This is a genomic window from Methylorubrum populi (assembly GCA_036946625.1).
In the GTDB taxonomy this organism is placed as follows: domain Bacteria; phylum Pseudomonadota; class Alphaproteobacteria; order Rhizobiales; family Beijerinckiaceae; genus Methylobacterium; species Methylobacterium populi_C.
The window spans coordinates 1,535,193-1,548,842 of sequence record JAQIIU010000002.1; the positions used below are offsets into that span (position 1 = coordinate 1,535,193).

Sequence of the window (13,650 nt, forward strand, 5' to 3'; positions counted from 1 at the left end):
GTTCGGCCTCTCCTCCGTCCTTGCGAGGCGAAGCCGTGGCAATCCAGGGCGCGTCCTTTCCGGACCTGTCGCGCCCTGGATCGCTTCGCGGCCGCTCGCGATGACGGAGGGTGGCCAAACCCTGAAGCAATCAATCGGAAACGGTATGATGCGTTTCGCACCTCTCCTGCGTGCGTGTTGGGCCGCGGCCGGCTCGCACGGCCTCACGGGGCCGAACCTTCCCGCATCGGCCCGTTCCGGACGCCTCCCGACCCCCGAGCCACGCGTGATCAGGCCGTATCGGCCGTCCGAGGAACCGCTCGCATGCCGCAGCGTCCCTACACCCTCGACGCGGACGGGCTCACCCTCGCGGTGCGGCTGACGCCGCGGGCAAGCCGCAGCGGGCTCGACGGCGTCCGCGCCGATGCGGACGGACGCCCGGTCCTGTGCCTGCGGGTCGCGGCACCGCCGGTCGAAGGCGCGGCCAACGCGGCGCTGACCGTCTTCCTGGCCAGGAGCCTCGGGCTGAGGAAGGCCGAGGTGACGCTCGTCTCCGGCGAGACGTCCCGGACCAAGCGGCTGCATCTCTCGGGTGAGCCGGGGGATCTCGCCGCGCGGGTGGAGGCGTGGCTCGACGGGGCGGAAGGAGGTCTCAGGCGGCCTTGAGCCGCTCCACGAGGACGACCGCTTCGGCGAAGGCGGCGTCGGCATCGAGTTCGGTGGTGTCGAGCACCACCGCGTCCGCGGCGGGCTTCAGGGGAGCGGCGGCGCGGCTCGAATCGCGGGCGTCGCGGGCGCGGATGTCGGCGAGGATCGCGGCGAGCGTGGTCTCCTCGCCGCGGCCGAGCAGTTCGCGGTGGCGCCGCCGCGCCCGCTCCTCGGGGGCGGCGACGATGAACAGCTTCACCCGCGCCTCGGGGCAGACCACGGTGCCGATGTCGCGCCCGTCGAGAACGGCGCCCTCCGGTCCTTCGGCGAAGCGACGCTGCCAGGACAGCAGGGCGGCGCGCACCGCCGGCACCGAGGAGACCCGCGAGGCCGCCTCGCCCATCGCCCGTTCCCGCAGGCGCAGGTCGGACAGCCGCTCCGCCGACAGGGCGGAGGCGGCCCGCGCCGCCGCGCCCGCATCGTCGAGATCGGCCCCGGCATCGATCAGGGTCAGGGCGACGGCGCGGTAGAGCAGGCCGGTATCGAGATGCGGCAGCCCGTAATGCCGGGCGAGCCGCCGGGCGAGCGTGCCCTTGCCCGAGGCCGCCGGACCGTCGATGGCGATGACGAGGGGAGTCATGTCGGCGTCGGGGCTCATGCCTCTCGGGATCATGCGGCGGCCCCGTCCTCGATCCGGGCGCCGAGCGCCAGCATGGTCGGCCGGAAGCTCGGGAAGCTCGTGGCGATCATCGCGCCGTCGTCCACGGTCACGGGCCTCTTCGCGGCGAGCCCCATGACGAGGAAGGCCATGGCGATGCGGTGGTCGAGATGCGTCGCGACCGTGCCGCCGCCCGCGGGTGCGTCGCCGCGCCCCGTCACGATCAGGTCGTCGCCCTCGATCGCGTGCGCGACGCCGTTGGCGGCGAGGCCGGCCGCGACCGCCGCGAGTCGGTCGGATTCTTTGACCCGCAATTCGTGCAGCCCGTTCATCCGGGTCGTGCCCTCGGCGAAGGCCGCGGCGACCGCCAGGATCGGATATTCGTCGATCATCGAGGGCGCGCGCTCGGCCGGCACCGCGACGCCCCTGAGGCGGCTCGCGCGCACGCGCAGGTCGGCCACCGTCTCGCCCCCCTCCTCCCGCTCGTCGAGGCGCGCGATGTCGGCGCCCATCTCGATCAGCGTGGCGATCAGGCCGATGCGCAGCGGGTTCATCATCACCCCGCGCAAGGTGACTTCGGAGCCGGGCACGATCAGCGCCGCCACCAGCGGGAAGGCGGCCGAGGACGGATCGGCCGGCACGATCACCGCGGTGCCGCGCAGGGTCGGCTGGCCGGTGAGCGCGATCGCGCGGCCGTGGCCGCCCGCGCCGCAGGGCGTCACGGACACCTCGGCGCCGAACAGGCGCAGCATCCGCTCGGTATGGTCGCGCGAGGCGGCGGTCTCGATCACCGTGGTGATGCCGGGCGCGTTCAGCCCGGCGAGCAGCACCGCCGACTTGATCTGGGCCGAGGCGACCGGCAGCTCGTAGCGGATCGGAATCGCCTCGCGCGGCCCCTTCAGGGTCAGCGGCACGCGCCCGCCCTCGGCCTCGGAGACGATTTCGGCGCCCATCGTCAGGAGCGGATCGAGGATGCGCCGCATCGGCCGCTTGCGGAGGGAGGCGTCGCCGTCGAAGGTCGCGGTGACGGGCTGACCGCCGACGACGCCCATCATCAGCCGCGAGCCGGTGCCGGCATTGCCGAAATCGAGCACGCCCTCCGGATCCTGCATGCCGCCGACGCCGACGCCGACGATGCGCCAGCGGCCCTCGCCCTCGCGGGTGACCCGAGCGCCCAGCGCCCTGGCGGCGGCGGCGGTGCGCAGCACGTCGTCGCCCTCCAGAAGGCCCTCGACCCGCGTCTCGCCGATGGCCAGCAGGCCCAGGATCATCGCCCGGTGGGAGATCGACTTGTCCCCCGGCGGCTTCAGGGCCCCGTTCAGGGCCCCTCCGGGAAAGGCGGTGACGGGCTGCGGTTCGGAATCGTGCGACACGGCAGGGAGTCTTGTGGCTCGAGTCTCGGGCTGAAGCTCTGCGCCGAAGCATCAGGGCGCCGACGGCCGTCCGCCGGACGGGGCCGGCGCGACGGGCGCCGCGTTAGCACGCGGACCCGGCGGCGTCATCCGGCGCGTCACCCGTTCTGCTAGCGCCGCTCCGTGGTGCATAGAGACCCAGGCGGACCGGCTCGGCGCCTCCCGAACCCTCGACAAATCCCAACATATGTTTATTCTCCGATCCATGACGCCGGTGAGCCAGTGCCTTCGCAAGATCGATCATGCCTCCGCCGTCGCCGATGCGACGGTCTCCGAGCGCGTCCTCGAAGCTCTCAACGAGCTGGAAAGCGCCTATCGCCGCCCCAGCGAGCGCATCGTCGCCCTCGAAGCCGTCCTGCAGGGATTCGACCGCGGCAGGCCGGCCGGCGGCACGCCCTTCGGCCGCTTCCTGCGCGTCAGCGTCGAGCGGCGGCAGAACAAGTGGTCGCGCCGCGCCTGAGGTTGCGGCCCCTCCCACGGCGGGCGACATGGCGTTTGACATGGGCGGAGGCTGCGACTAACGGGGCCGCTCTCCCGGACCCTTTCCCCCTATTTCGTCCCCAGAGGTTCGCTGCCGTGGCTAGACCGGAACTCGGCGTCAAGCGCCAGTGCATGAATTGCGGTGCCAAGTTCTACGATCTCGACCGCGATCCGGCGACCTGCCCGAAATGCGGCACGATCTATCAGATCGCGACGACCCGCGTCGCCCCGCCGGTCGCCAGCCGCTCGGATGACGACGAGGACGAGGACGAGAAGGGCGGCCCGGAGATCGTCTCCCTCGACGAGGCCGAGACCAACGAGGACGACTCGGACATCAACGTGGACGACGAGGAGGGCGGCGGCGATTCCAGCGGCGGCGGCGACGACGACACCTTCCTGGAGGAAGAGGACGGCGACGACGACGTCTCCGACCTGATCGACAACGATTCCGACGGCGACGAGGAGGGCTGACGCCCTCCGCTGCAGCGGCCGATCGGAGAGATCAGCCGCCGAACCGCTCGGTGCGGATCGTGCCGGGCTTCACGCCGGCATCGACCAGCAGGTCGGCCACGGTGCCGACGAAGCCGTTGCCGCCGCAGACGAAGCTGTGGCGCGGCATGCCGAGGCATTCGATCGCCGTGTCGATCATCACCCGGTCGATGCGCCGGCCCGCCGTCGGGCCCTCGCGGGTGAGGAGCAGGGTCAGGTCGAACCCGGTCTCGTCGCGGGAGCGCGCGGCGAGTTCCGCCCGGGCGATGGCCTCGGCCGCGCCGCGCACCGAGTAGATCAGCAGCATCGGCACCCCGGGCGCGCTCAGGGCGCGCGCGCGCACCATGGCGAGCAGCGGCACCACGCCGGAGCCGCCGCCGATCAGCAGCACCGGCCCGCCATCCTCCGGCTCCCAGGCGAAGGCGCCCAAAGGCCCGCGCAGTTCGATCGCGTCGCCGACCTCGGCGACCTGATCGAAGAAGCCCGAGACCTCGCCCGCCTCCAGTCCCTCGATCATCAGCTCGATTCCGGCGGGATCGCCGGGTGCCGAGGCGATCGAGTAGCTGCGCTGCGCCCGGTAGCCGTCGGGGGCGGTGAGGCGCACATCGACGTGCTGGCCGGCGCGGTGGGGCCGGTCCAGCCCATCGAAGCGGACGCTCTTCACCCGCGGCGTCGCGGGCGCGATCGCCCGGATCGTCGAGGCCCGCCAGGGAGAGGGCGCGGTGCCGTTCACTTCAAGGCCGCCCTCAATCGCCGCTGAAGCGCTGCTCGCGCCAGGGATCGCCGTACATGTGGTAGCCGCGCAGTTCCCAGAAGCCGGCCTCGTCCCGTTCGGTGAAGCGCAGGCCCTTCACCCACTTGGCGCTCTTCCAGAAATACAGGTGCGGCACGAGCAGGCGGGCCGGGCCGCCGTGATCGGGCGGGATCGGCCGCCCGTCGTAGAGGGTCGCCACCATCGCCTGGCCACCGATGAGATCGGCCACCGGCACGTTGGTGGTGTAGTCGTCGTGACCTTCCGCGAGCACGAAGCCGGTCGGCGCCTCGATCCCGGCGGCGGCGAGGATGTCGTCGAAGCTCACCCCCTCCCAGGCGGTGTCGAACTTCGACCACTTGGTCACGCAGTGGATGTCGCCCTGCCAGCGGGTGCGGGGCAGTTGCGCGAACGCGTCCCAGCTCCAGCTCGTCAGCGGGCGCGAGCCCTGGCGCAGGGTGAAGCGCCAGCCCTCGGTCGGGACCCGCGGCGTCGGCCCGAGTTGAAGCACGGGGAAGTCGTCGGTGAGGTACTGGCCCGGCGGCAGCCGCTCGCGGACCGCCGCGGCGGGGGGACGTCCGGTAAAGCCTCGCGTCGCCATCTCCGCTCCTCCATCGTCCCCAGCCGCGACCGTACCGCCCGACACACGTATCGGGCGATCCGACACGGCCCCCAGGCGCCGCAACGAGGCTTGGCCGGAAAGCGTTCCCCGCCATGCGGCCCTCGGCCGCCGGAAGATAGTCCGGCGTCGCTGGGGATCGGCCTTTTCAGGCCGGCCGCGACGGATCGGGGCGCGGCAGCCGCAGGATGCGGGGCCGCCAGATGCCGAGCACGACGTTCAGCACCGCCACCGCCAGCAGCACCCACAGGGTGTTGCGTTCGGCCGCCAGCGCGCCCGTGAGGGTGGCGGGGTCGATCTCCCCCGTCAGCGCGGCGGCGCTGCGGCGCGCCTCCTCCTGCATCGGTCCCTGGATGCCGACGAAGCCGCCCTCGAACACCAGCACGCCGGTGGCGAGCTTCACCCAGGCCCAGCCCGCCTCGCGGAACCCCGGATGCAGGGCGACCGCGAGCAGGCCGGCCACCAGCGTCAGGGCGAGGGAGGGCAGGAAGATCCAGGTGGCGACGGCGCCCATCGCCCCACGCATCAGGGCGTAGCCGGCGAGCGAGGCGGGCGGCGGCGTGAGACTCAGGAGGACGACGAGGCAGGCCATCGCCCCCATCAGCCCGATCGCCCCCATCGTATGGAGAAACTTGAGAAGGCGTCGCATGCCCGTGCGCCCCACCTCGGCCATCGTCCCGGGATTGTAGACGCGAAGACGGGGGCGGCGCGAGCGCTGCTCCCGCCGGGACGGAGCGGGCTTCGAAACGAGCACGGGCGGTGACGGCCGACGGCGCACCAAAGCTTTTACACGCGCGCCCGGCGCCGAGCCGTTTCTACTTTAGACTTGGAATAAAATGTTGTCCTGCCGCAACGACATGATCTCGCTCAGTCGAATCCCACAAAATATTCAGGAACACGCTTGCGATCGGGAGAGCAGCCTATGTAAACGCGCCGCACCGGCTTTGGCGAGCCGGCTCTCGAGACGGAACGGCGATGGGCAAGGCAGCGCGGGACGCGATCCGTCCCGAAACTCACAGGACCGTCGCCCTCCTCGCCGGCTCGGGCGTCCTGTTCGGTCTCGCATCGTCCTGGCCGCCCGTTGCCCGAGCACAGACGGTTCCGCCGGAGGCCGGCGAGACCGTCCTGTCCGAACTCTCGGTGACGGGCAGCGGCGAGCGGGCGGGCGGTCCGGTCGTCGGCTATCGGGCGACGCGCTCGGCCAGCGCCACCCGGACCGACACCGCCCTGCGGGACTCGCCGCAATCGGTCCAGGTCGTGCCCCGCGAGGTGCTGGTCGATCAGCAGAACGTGCGCCTGACCGACGCGCTCACCAACGTCAGCAACGTCCAGCCGGCGGGCACGATCCAGGGCCGTTCCGACACCTACATCCTGCGCGGCTTCCGCACCCAGACCTACGCCATCGACGGCCTGCTGCTGAACCCGGCCAACTCGTTCCAGCCGACGCAGCGCGACCTCGCCAACGTCGAGCGGGTGGAGGTGCTGAAGGGCCCGGCCTCGGTTCTCTACGGGCAGGGCGATCCCGGCGGCCTGATCAACATCGTGACGCGCCAGCCGACCTTCACGCCCTCCGCCGACGCCACCGTGCAGGGCGGCTCGTTCGGCTTCCGGCGGGTGCAGGGCTCGGTGTCGGGGGCGATCCCGAGCGTGGAGGGGCTCGCCGCCCGCTTCAGCTTCGGCACGCAGAACGAGGCGACCTTCCGCGATTTCGGCGGACCGGAAAACTCCCGCCACTTCTTCGCGCCGGCCTTCTTCTGGAATCCCGACCCGTCCACCCGCGTCTATCTCAACGCCGAGTTCAGCCGCCAGCACAGCCAGTACGACGAGGGTCTGATCGCCTTCCGCGGCCGGGTGCCCCTCGACAACGTCCGCCGCTTCTATGGCGAGCCGTGGTCCCGCTACTACGGCGAATCGAACATGATCACGCTGCTCGCCGAGCACGACGTGAACGAGAACCTGACCCTGCGGCAGGCGATCAACGGCCAGTGGGGCGGCTTCGACGTGTTCGCGACCCGCGCCACGGGCGTGAACGCCGCCGGCACCACGGTGACGCGCCGCCTCACGGAAGCGGAGTCGATCTACCACTCCATCGACAGCCGGACCGAGGCGGTCGGGCGCTTCGTCGATCCGTTCGGCTTCCGCCACACGGCGCTGGCCGGCTTCGAGGTGGTGGACGGCTTCCGCCACCCCTACTCGACGCAAGGGGCGGCGACCGCGGTCTCGTTCCTCAACCCGATCCGGGGCTCGGTGCCGCAGGTCGGCACACTCACCCTGCAGAGCGACCTGAGGCAGAAGCTCCACCTGTTCGGCACCTACCTGCAGGACCAGATCGAGTTCTTCCCCGGCCTGCAGCTCGTCGTCGGCGTGCGGGTCGACACGGCCAACCAGTTCTACTTCCAGCGCACGCCCACAAGTCAGACGCCGGCGCCGGATCAGAACCTGACGGGCGTCTCGCCGCGGGTCGGCCTCGTCTGGCGACCGGCCGAGCCGCTCACGCTCTACGGCAGCTACACCACCTCCTTCACGCCGCAGACCGCCAACCTCCTCGGCGGCACCGCGCCGCCGCCCGAGACCGGCGAGCAGGTGGAGGTCGGCGCCCGCTTCGACCTGATCCCCGACCGGCTCACGGTCAGCGGCGCCGCCTTCCGCATCCTGCGGGCGAACGTCGCCGTCACCGACCCGACCGACAGCCGCTTCTCGATCATCACCGGCGAGCAGCGCTCGCAAGGGTTCGAGGGCGACATCGCCGGCGAGATCCTGCCCGGCTGGAAGATCATCGGCGGCATCGGCTATCTCGACGCGCAGGTGACGCGGGACACGACGGTCGCGGTCGGCAACCGGCTGCCGGCGGTGCCGGTCTTCAGCGCCAGCGTCTGGTCGACCTACCAGTTCCAGGGCGGTCCCCTGCGGGGTTGGGGCCTGGGGGGCGGCGTCACCTATGTCGGCGAGCGCTTCGGCGACATCACCAACACCTACAAGGTCGGCGCCTATGCCCGCCTCGACGCGACCGTGTTCTACGAGATCGATCCGACATGGCGCTTCGCCGTGAACGGCCGCAACCTCACCGACCGGCGCTACATCGAGCAGCCGTTCAACGCGTTCAACAACCTGCCCGGCGCTCCCCTGACGGTGCTCGCCAGCCTGACGGCGCGGTACTGAGGGGACATGCCCGGACCTTCATCCGGACGCTTCATGCCGTCAGCCCCCTCCTTGCGCACCATCCTGTTTCGCCTGCACTGGGCGCTCGGCCTCACCGCCGGGCTCGTGCTCGCGCTGATGGGCGCGACGGGGGCGCTGTTGAGCTACGAGGAGGCGATCACGGCGTTCGCCAACCGCGACCGCGCGGTCGCGACGGTGCGGGGCGGGCGCCCCGCCCTCGCCCCCGCGACCCTCGTGGCGCGGATCGAGGCCCAGGCGCGGGAGGGCGGCCAACGAGGCGTGCGAGTGGCCGCGCTGACCCTGTCGGGCGACCCTGCGCAAAGCGTCGTGGCCCGCTTCGCCCGGGGGCGGGCGGGCGGCGAGCGTCCGCCCTCGGTCCATGCCGATCCCTATGACGGGACGGTGCTGGGCCCGGTCCGGCTCGAGGCCGCCTTCGCCACCGTGCGCGGGCTTCACCGCTGGCTTCTGATTCCCGGCGACGGCAAGGGCTGGGGCCGCACGATCACCGGCGCCGGCGCCCTCGCTCTCCTCCTCTTCCTCGGCAGCGGCCTGTATCTGCGCTGGCCCGGGCGGCACGGCTGGCGGGTCTGGCTGCGGCCGAACCTCGCCCGGCCCGGCCGGGCGCGCTGGTGGTCCCTGCACGCCGTCCTCGGCACGTGGCTGCTGCCGGTCTACGCGGTGATCGCCCTGTCGGGCCTGTGGTGGTCCTACGAATGGTACCGCGCGGGCGCCACCTGGATCCTCACCGGCCAAGCCCCCGAGACCCGTCCCGCCGCCCGGACGCCCGGACGTCCGGCGCCGGACGCGACGTCCGACGGCGCGTCCGCGATCGATGCGGCCTGGGCCAGCTTCTCGGCCACCCACGGGGCGGCGCTCGCCACCCTGACCCTGCCGGAGCCGGAGGCGGCGACGATCCGCATCCGCTGGCGCGCCGCGGACACGGTCCTGCGCCACGAGGCGACCTACGACGCGCGCACCGGCGCCCTCGCCGGCGAGCCGCATGCCGACGACGCCGGCCTCGGCCGGCGCATCGCCGGCAACATGCTGGAGGTGCATCGCGGCCGCTTCTTCGGCGCGCCCGCCGCCCTGCTGTTCTGCCTCGCCGCGCTGGCCATGCCGGGCTTCTTCGCCACCGGGCTGACCCTGTACCTGCTGCGGCACCGGGCGGGACGGCGACGGGCCTCCGGAACCGCATCCCGGCCGGTTGCGGCCGCCGGGCGAGGGTGACCGCCCGTTTGCCGTGCGGCCGCGCGAGGGCCATTCCGCGAAGCCGCGTCCGGGGTGCCGCCGGCTCCGGGACGGCTCGGCGCGTGGCGGCCGGACGGGTCGGCTCGGACGCGGGCCGTTCGAGGCGGTGACGTTGCGGGAGTGGTGTTTTGCGGTGCAATGCGTTTCGCGAGGCGCTATGGCATATATTATCCACCGGCGAGATCGCATGGATGCCACGCTCGCGGGGTGGGTTGCGCGGCGGGGCGCCAGTCTCCAGATGTGCGCCTCTGCCGCTGCCTCAGCGAGATTTGGCCCGTGCGTTGCAGCAGACGCCGACGGTCCGTTTCACCGGACGAATCTGCGGTGTTGGGACGAGGTCGAGACCCCGTCGGGGGCGCCCGGCATGCATGCGGATCGAGGCGGGCGTCGGACAAGGACGATGAGGTGAGTGAGGCCATGACCGACGCGGCCGAGCAAGAGGCGAGTTTCCTGAACGAGCTGGGCCGGCGGGTGCGCCACGCCCGGACGGTGCGCGGCCTGTCGCGCAAGCTGCTCTCGCAGACCTCCGGCCTGTCCGAGCGCTATATCGCCCAGCTCGAAAGCGGCCAGGGCAACGTCTCGATCATCCTGCTGCGGCGCGTCGCCAACGCGATGGGCATGCGGCTCGACGATCTCGTCGCCAGCCAGGAGGCCTCGTCCGACTGGCGCGTGATCCGCGACTTGGTCGATCAGGCCGATCCCGATCAGATCGCCCTGGCGAAGTCGGCGCTCGCCGGCTCGGCCGGCGCCGACACGCGGGCGATCCGGCGGCGGGTGGCGCTGGTGGGCCTGCGCGGGGCCGGCAAGTCGACCCTCGGGCGGATGGCGGCAGCCCATCTCGGCTGGCGCTTCGTCGAACTCAACACCGAGATCGAGCGCGAGAACGGCCTGTCGGTGCGGGAAATCTTCGCGATCTACGGCCAGGAGGGCTACCGCCGCCTGGAACAGAAGGCCCTGCGCGGTCTCGCCGAGCATCCGGGACCGATGGTGCTCGCCACCGGCGGCAGCATCGTCGCCGAACCGCTGACCTACGACCTGCTGCTGTCCTCCTTCTACACGATCTGGCTCCAGGCCCGGCCCGAGGAGCATCTGCAGCGGGTGCGCGACCAGGGTCATGTCGAGGGCAAGGGCGATCCGACCTCCGTCCTCGAGGATCTGCGCGCCGTGCTGCTCAGCCGGGAGCCGCTCTACGCCCGCGCCTCGGCCGTGGTGGACACCTCCGATGTGCCGGTCGAGACCATGGCCGCGCGCCTGATCGAGGTGATCGAGGATCGCTTCAGCGGCAACGACAACGGCGGCAGGCGCCCGGCCGCGTAAGGGTCGCGGTCACCATCCGATCCGCTCTTGATACGGGCCGGGGTCATCCCAAGCTGTAAGGCTTGACGCGGCGCGGGCGGAGACGTTTCTCTCACCCCGCGCCGCTCCCGCGACATCCGTCGTGCCCGGAAAGCCCGGCTCCGCGGCATATCCGTCTCGCCGCGGCCGCGCGTGCGGCATCGAAGCCGGATGGACGGCCGGTGCGTCCCGTCGAGGAGGAATGCATGTCCGCCAGTCCTTCGCTCAGCCCGGCCATCGGGCGCGAGGCGATCGCCGGCGTCGTCGATCCGCTCTGGACGCGCGTGCGCACCGAGGCGGAGGCGGTGCTGGGCGACGAGCCGCAGCTCGCCTCGTTCTTCGTGGCCACCATCCTCAACCACCCGACCCTGGAGGCGGCGGTGGCCCACCGCGTCGCCGCCCGGCTCGGCCACGCCTCGCTGCCGACCGAACTCGTCGCCCACGGCTTCCACGAGGCGCTCCAGGACGATGCCCGCATCGGCCAGAGCATGCGCGCCGACATCCTCGCGGTGATGGACCGCGACCCCGCCACGACCCGGGCGGTCGAGCCGCTGCTGTACTTCAAGGGGTTCCACGCGATCCAGGCGCACCGGCTGGCCCACTGGTACTGGGGCCAGGGCCGGCGCGACCTCGCCCTCTATCTCCAGAGCCGCTCGTCGGAGGTGTTCCAGACCGACATCCACCCGGCGGCCCGGATCGGGCGCGGCGTGTTCTTCGACCACGCCACCGGCCTCGTGGTCGGCTCGACCGCGGTGATCGAGGACGACGTCTCGATCCTGCACGCGGTGACGCTCGGCGGCACGGGCAAGCACGGCGGCGACCGCCACCCGAAGATCCGCCGCGGCGTGATGATCGGCGCGGGCGCCAAGATCCTCGGCAACATCGAGGTCGGGGCCTGCGCCCGGGTCGCGGCCGGCTCCGTCGTGCTGCGGCCGGTGCCGCCCCACACCACCGTCGTCGGCGTGCCCGCCCGCGTCGTCGGCGCCGCCGGCTGCGCCGAGCCCGCCCGCTCGATGGACCAGCTCGTGGCGATGAGCGAGTTCGTCGACATCGCCGGCGGGATCTGAAGCCCGGCATCGGGACCGGATCGGTCGCCGAGCGCTTGCCTGCCCTGCCCCGCCGTGGCAAGCCGCCCTCCACCAACTGAAAGCCCATCTGCGCTGCCGCCGGGACCGCCCGTCCCGGTACGCGGCGCCTCGCAAGAAGGTTGACGGCGTGACCAAGACCGAAGTCGCCAAGCTGCAGGACTATCTGCGCCGCAAGTTCGCCAACGCCAGCATCCGCGTGGTCGCGATGAAGACCGGCGATTCCGCCGAGGTGTTCATCGGCGACGAGTCGATCGGCGTGCTCGCCGACGACAAGGAGGACGGCGACGATTCCTTCACCTTCCGCATGGCGATCCTCGACATCGACCTCGAAGAGGACGCCTGAGACCGCATCCGCTCGATGGCTTCCATCTCCCCTCCGCCATCGCTTCGCTGACGCTCGCGATGACGGAGGGGAGCAAAACCCGAAGCGATCAACCGGAAACCGTGTAAAGCCCGCGCATCGTTCCGACGGGCTTTCCGGCCTGCGGACGAGGGCAACGCTCTGAAAGATGGCGGCTTCCAACGCCATGGACGGCGCCGCCCCGGGCTCCGGGCCTGTGGGCGGCGTTTACGTTAACGGAACGTGTTTCTTAACAAGCCGTAAACGATCGGCCAGACTGCGCGTCCATCCTGAGAAGGAGCGTCGAGCGCGTCATGACCGTGAGCCCGTCTTCCCTCGAATCGATCCAGGCCCTCCTCGTCGGGCTCGCGCTGGCCGGGCTGCTCGCGAGCGCCTTCGAATACGCCACCAACCGGCGGGCGAGCTTCCGCCTCCTCGAGGCGGGCGGCGTCTCGGCCGTCGCGGCGCTGCCGATGATCGCGGTCGTCGCGCCCTTCATCATCCTGCGCAACACCCTGCGCGGGCGGCGCCTGGAGCGTCGGCCGATCCCCTTCGTGATGATCGCGACGATGATCGCCTGCGGCTGGAGCCTGCTCTCGGGCCACGTCGCCCTCGACGTGGCCCACCGGCTGGCGGGCCTCTGACGACGGCCCGCTACTGCCGCACCCACATCACCCGGACCATCCAGGCGACGTCGGCGAGCGGCACCGTGCGATCCTCGTGGTCGGGGTTGAGCGAGACGAGTTCGATGGTGCGGGCGGTGCGGCGGCGCAGCTCCTTGGCCAGCACCTCGCCGCCGCTGAGCCGGGCGACGATGCGGTCGCCCTTGCGGATGCTGGCGGTGGGCGAGACGATCAGCACGTCGCCGTCGCGGTAGAGCGGCAGCATCGAATCGCCCTGGACCTCCAGGGCGAAGGCGCGGTCCCCGCCGAGATCGGGAAACTCGATCTCGTCCCAGCCGGGACCGCCCGCCGGCATGCCCTCGTCGGTGAACAGGCGGCCCGAGCCGGCCTGGGTCAGGCCGATCAGCGGCACCATCGTCCGCGCCGGCCCTTCTTGGGAATCGACCAGGCGCAGGAAGTCGTCGAGGCTGGCGCCGGTCGCGGCCAGCACCTTGGCGATCGACTCGGTCGAGGGCCAGCGCTTGCGCCCGTCCGGCCCGACCCGCTTCGAGCGGTTGAAGCTCGTCGCATCGAGCCCCGCACGCCGGGCGAGGCCCGAAGCGGAATAGCCGTGGCGCTCGGCCAACCGGTCGATGGCAGTCCAGATCTGCTCGTGCGACAGCATGGCAGCCTCGGCCCGGCCCGTATGCCGATGAGACATCGATGAGACATACGGCCTAGAGTTAGGAAACTAGAACCCGCTGGCCCCGGACGCAATCGGAGCGTCCGGGGAGGCCAGTGTCGCATCGGAGCGGCCCGGGGTGAAGACGTTCCGCTCCGCA

At 71.7% G+C, this 13,650-nt stretch carries 15 protein-coding genes; 9 read left to right on the forward strand and 6 right to left on the reverse strand.

Going from position 1 to position 13,650, the window contains the following annotated elements:
* The first annotated feature begins 303 nt into the window (after positions 1–303).
* On the forward strand, positions 304–645 hold the full coding sequence (locus PGN25_09235) for a DUF167 family protein (GenBank protein ID MEH3117758.1): 342 nt from the start codon (positions 304–306) through the stop codon (positions 643–645).
* Here PGN25_09235 and PGN25_09240 read toward each other — a convergent pair.
* A complete protein-coding gene (locus tag PGN25_09240; protein ID MEH3117759.1) occupies positions 632–1,285 on the reverse strand; it encodes a (d)CMP kinase in 654 nt (217 codons plus the stop codon). The two genes, PGN25_09235 and PGN25_09240, sit on opposite strands and share 14 nt — an antisense overlap.
* A gap of 11 nt (positions 1,286–1,296) precedes the next feature.
* Positions 1,297–2,658 carry a 3-phosphoshikimate 1-carboxyvinyltransferase gene (aroA, locus tag PGN25_09245; GenBank protein ID MEH3117760.1) on the reverse strand — a complete coding sequence of 454 codons (1,362 nt, stop codon included), beginning with the start codon at positions 2,656–2,658 and terminating at the stop codon, positions 1,297–1,299.
* Positions 2,659–2,884: 226 nt separating this feature from the next.
* Here aroA and PGN25_09250 point away from each other — a divergent pair, with 226 nt between their 5' ends.
* Together PGN25_09250 and PGN25_09255 are read left to right on the forward strand one after the other, a co-directional pair.
* Positions 2,885–3,157, forward strand: coding sequence for a hypothetical protein (locus tag PGN25_09250; protein MEH3117761.1), 273 nt, complete (start codon positions 2,885–2,887; stop codon positions 3,155–3,157).
* A gap of 116 nt (positions 3,158–3,273) precedes the next feature.
* Positions 3,274–3,648, forward strand: coding sequence for a TIGR02300 family protein (locus PGN25_09255; protein MEH3117762.1), 375 nt, complete (start codon positions 3,274–3,276; stop codon positions 3,646–3,648).
* 31 nt (positions 3,649–3,679) lie between these two features.
* Here PGN25_09255 and PGN25_09260 read toward each other — a convergent pair whose 3' ends face one another.
* The 3 genes from PGN25_09260 to PGN25_09270 form a co-directional block, all read right to left on the reverse strand.
* Positions 3,680–4,399: a ferredoxin reductase gene (locus PGN25_09260; GenBank protein ID MEH3117763.1), complete on the reverse strand. Its 720-nt coding sequence runs from the start codon at positions 4,397–4,399 to the stop codon at positions 3,680–3,682.
* 13 nt (positions 4,400–4,412) lie between these two features.
* Positions 4,413–5,018 carry a sulfite oxidase-like oxidoreductase gene (locus PGN25_09265; GenBank protein MEH3117764.1) on the reverse strand — a complete coding sequence of 202 codons (606 nt, stop codon included), beginning with the start codon at positions 5,016–5,018 and terminating at the stop codon, positions 4,413–4,415.
* A gap of 166 nt (positions 5,019–5,184) precedes the next feature.
* A complete protein-coding gene (locus PGN25_09270; protein MEH3117765.1) occupies positions 5,185–5,685 on the reverse strand; it encodes a hypothetical protein in 501 nt (166 codons plus the stop codon).
* 326 nt (positions 5,686–6,011) lie between these two features.
* On the opposite strand from PGN25_09270, the gene PGN25_09275 reads away from it, so the two are divergent.
* From PGN25_09275 to PGN25_09300, 6 genes are all read left to right on the forward strand, one after another.
* Positions 6,012–8,195, forward strand: coding sequence for a TonB-dependent siderophore receptor (locus PGN25_09275; protein ID MEH3117766.1), 2,184 nt, complete (start codon positions 6,012–6,014; stop codon positions 8,193–8,195).
* 33 nt (positions 8,196–8,228) lie between these two features.
* On the forward strand, positions 8,229–9,422 hold the full coding sequence (locus PGN25_09280; protein MEH3117767.1) for a PepSY-associated TM helix domain-containing protein: 1,194 nt from the start codon (positions 8,229–8,231) through the stop codon (positions 9,420–9,422).
* A gap of 438 nt (positions 9,423–9,860) precedes the next feature.
* Positions 9,861–10,760 carry a helix-turn-helix transcriptional regulator gene (locus PGN25_09285; GenBank protein ID MEH3117768.1) on the forward strand — a complete coding sequence of 300 codons (900 nt, stop codon included), beginning with the start codon at positions 9,861–9,863 and terminating at the stop codon, positions 10,758–10,760.
* A gap of 224 nt (positions 10,761–10,984) precedes the next feature.
* Positions 10,985–11,845 (forward strand): serine O-acetyltransferase, encoded by an 861-nt coding sequence (gene cysE, locus PGN25_09290; GenBank protein ID MEH3117769.1) that lies wholly within the window; start codon positions 10,985–10,987, stop codon positions 11,843–11,845.
* A 148-nt stretch (positions 11,846–11,993) separates the two neighbouring features.
* Complete coding sequence (locus tag PGN25_09295; protein ID MEH3117770.1) at positions 11,994–12,209, forward strand: DUF3126 family protein; 216 nt, start codon at positions 11,994–11,996, stop codon at positions 12,207–12,209.
* Between the two features lie 311 nt (positions 12,210–12,520).
* Positions 12,521–12,850, forward strand: a complete 330-nt coding sequence (locus tag PGN25_09300; protein ID MEH3117771.1) for a hypothetical protein — start codon at positions 12,521–12,523, stop codon at positions 12,848–12,850.
* Positions 12,851–12,860: 10 nt separating this feature from the next.
* Here PGN25_09300 and PGN25_09305 read toward each other — a convergent pair whose 3' ends face one another.
* Positions 12,861–13,493, reverse strand: coding sequence for a helix-turn-helix transcriptional regulator (locus PGN25_09305; GenBank protein MEH3117772.1), 633 nt, complete (start codon positions 13,491–13,493; stop codon positions 12,861–12,863).
* Positions 13,494–13,650 lie beyond the last annotated feature (157 nt).

Coding starts and splice junctions, on each gene's coding strand:
- PGN25_09235 (MEH3117758.1), top strand. CDS start 304: ATGCCGCAGCGTCCCTACACCCTCGACGCGGACGGGCTCACCCTCGCG.
- PGN25_09240 (MEH3117759.1), bottom strand. CDS start 1,285: ATGAGCCCCGACGCCGACATGACTCCCCTCGTCATCGCCATCGACGGT.
- PGN25_09250 (MEH3117761.1), top strand. CDS start 2,885: ATGTTTATTCTCCGATCCATGACGCCGGTGAGCCAGTGCCTTCGCAAG.
- PGN25_09265 (MEH3117764.1), bottom strand. CDS start 5,018: ATGGCGACGCGAGGCTTTACCGGACGTCCCCCCGCCGCGGCGGTCCGC.
- PGN25_09270 (MEH3117765.1), bottom strand. CDS start 5,685: ATGCGACGCCTTCTCAAGTTTCTCCATACGATGGGGGCGATCGGGCTG.
- PGN25_09275 (MEH3117766.1), top strand. CDS start 6,012: ATGGGCAAGGCAGCGCGGGACGCGATCCGTCCCGAAACTCACAGGACC.
- PGN25_09280 (MEH3117767.1), top strand. CDS start 8,229: ATGCCGTCAGCCCCCTCCTTGCGCACCATCCTGTTTCGCCTGCACTGG.
- PGN25_09285 (MEH3117768.1), top strand. CDS start 9,861: ATGACCGACGCGGCCGAGCAAGAGGCGAGTTTCCTGAACGAGCTGGGC.
- cysE (MEH3117769.1), top strand. CDS start 10,985: ATGTCCGCCAGTCCTTCGCTCAGCCCGGCCATCGGGCGCGAGGCGATC.
- PGN25_09300 (MEH3117771.1), top strand. CDS start 12,521: ATGACCGTGAGCCCGTCTTCCCTCGAATCGATCCAGGCCCTCCTCGTC.
- PGN25_09305 (MEH3117772.1), bottom strand. CDS start 13,493: ATGCTGTCGCACGAGCAGATCTGGACTGCCATCGACCGGTTGGCCGAG.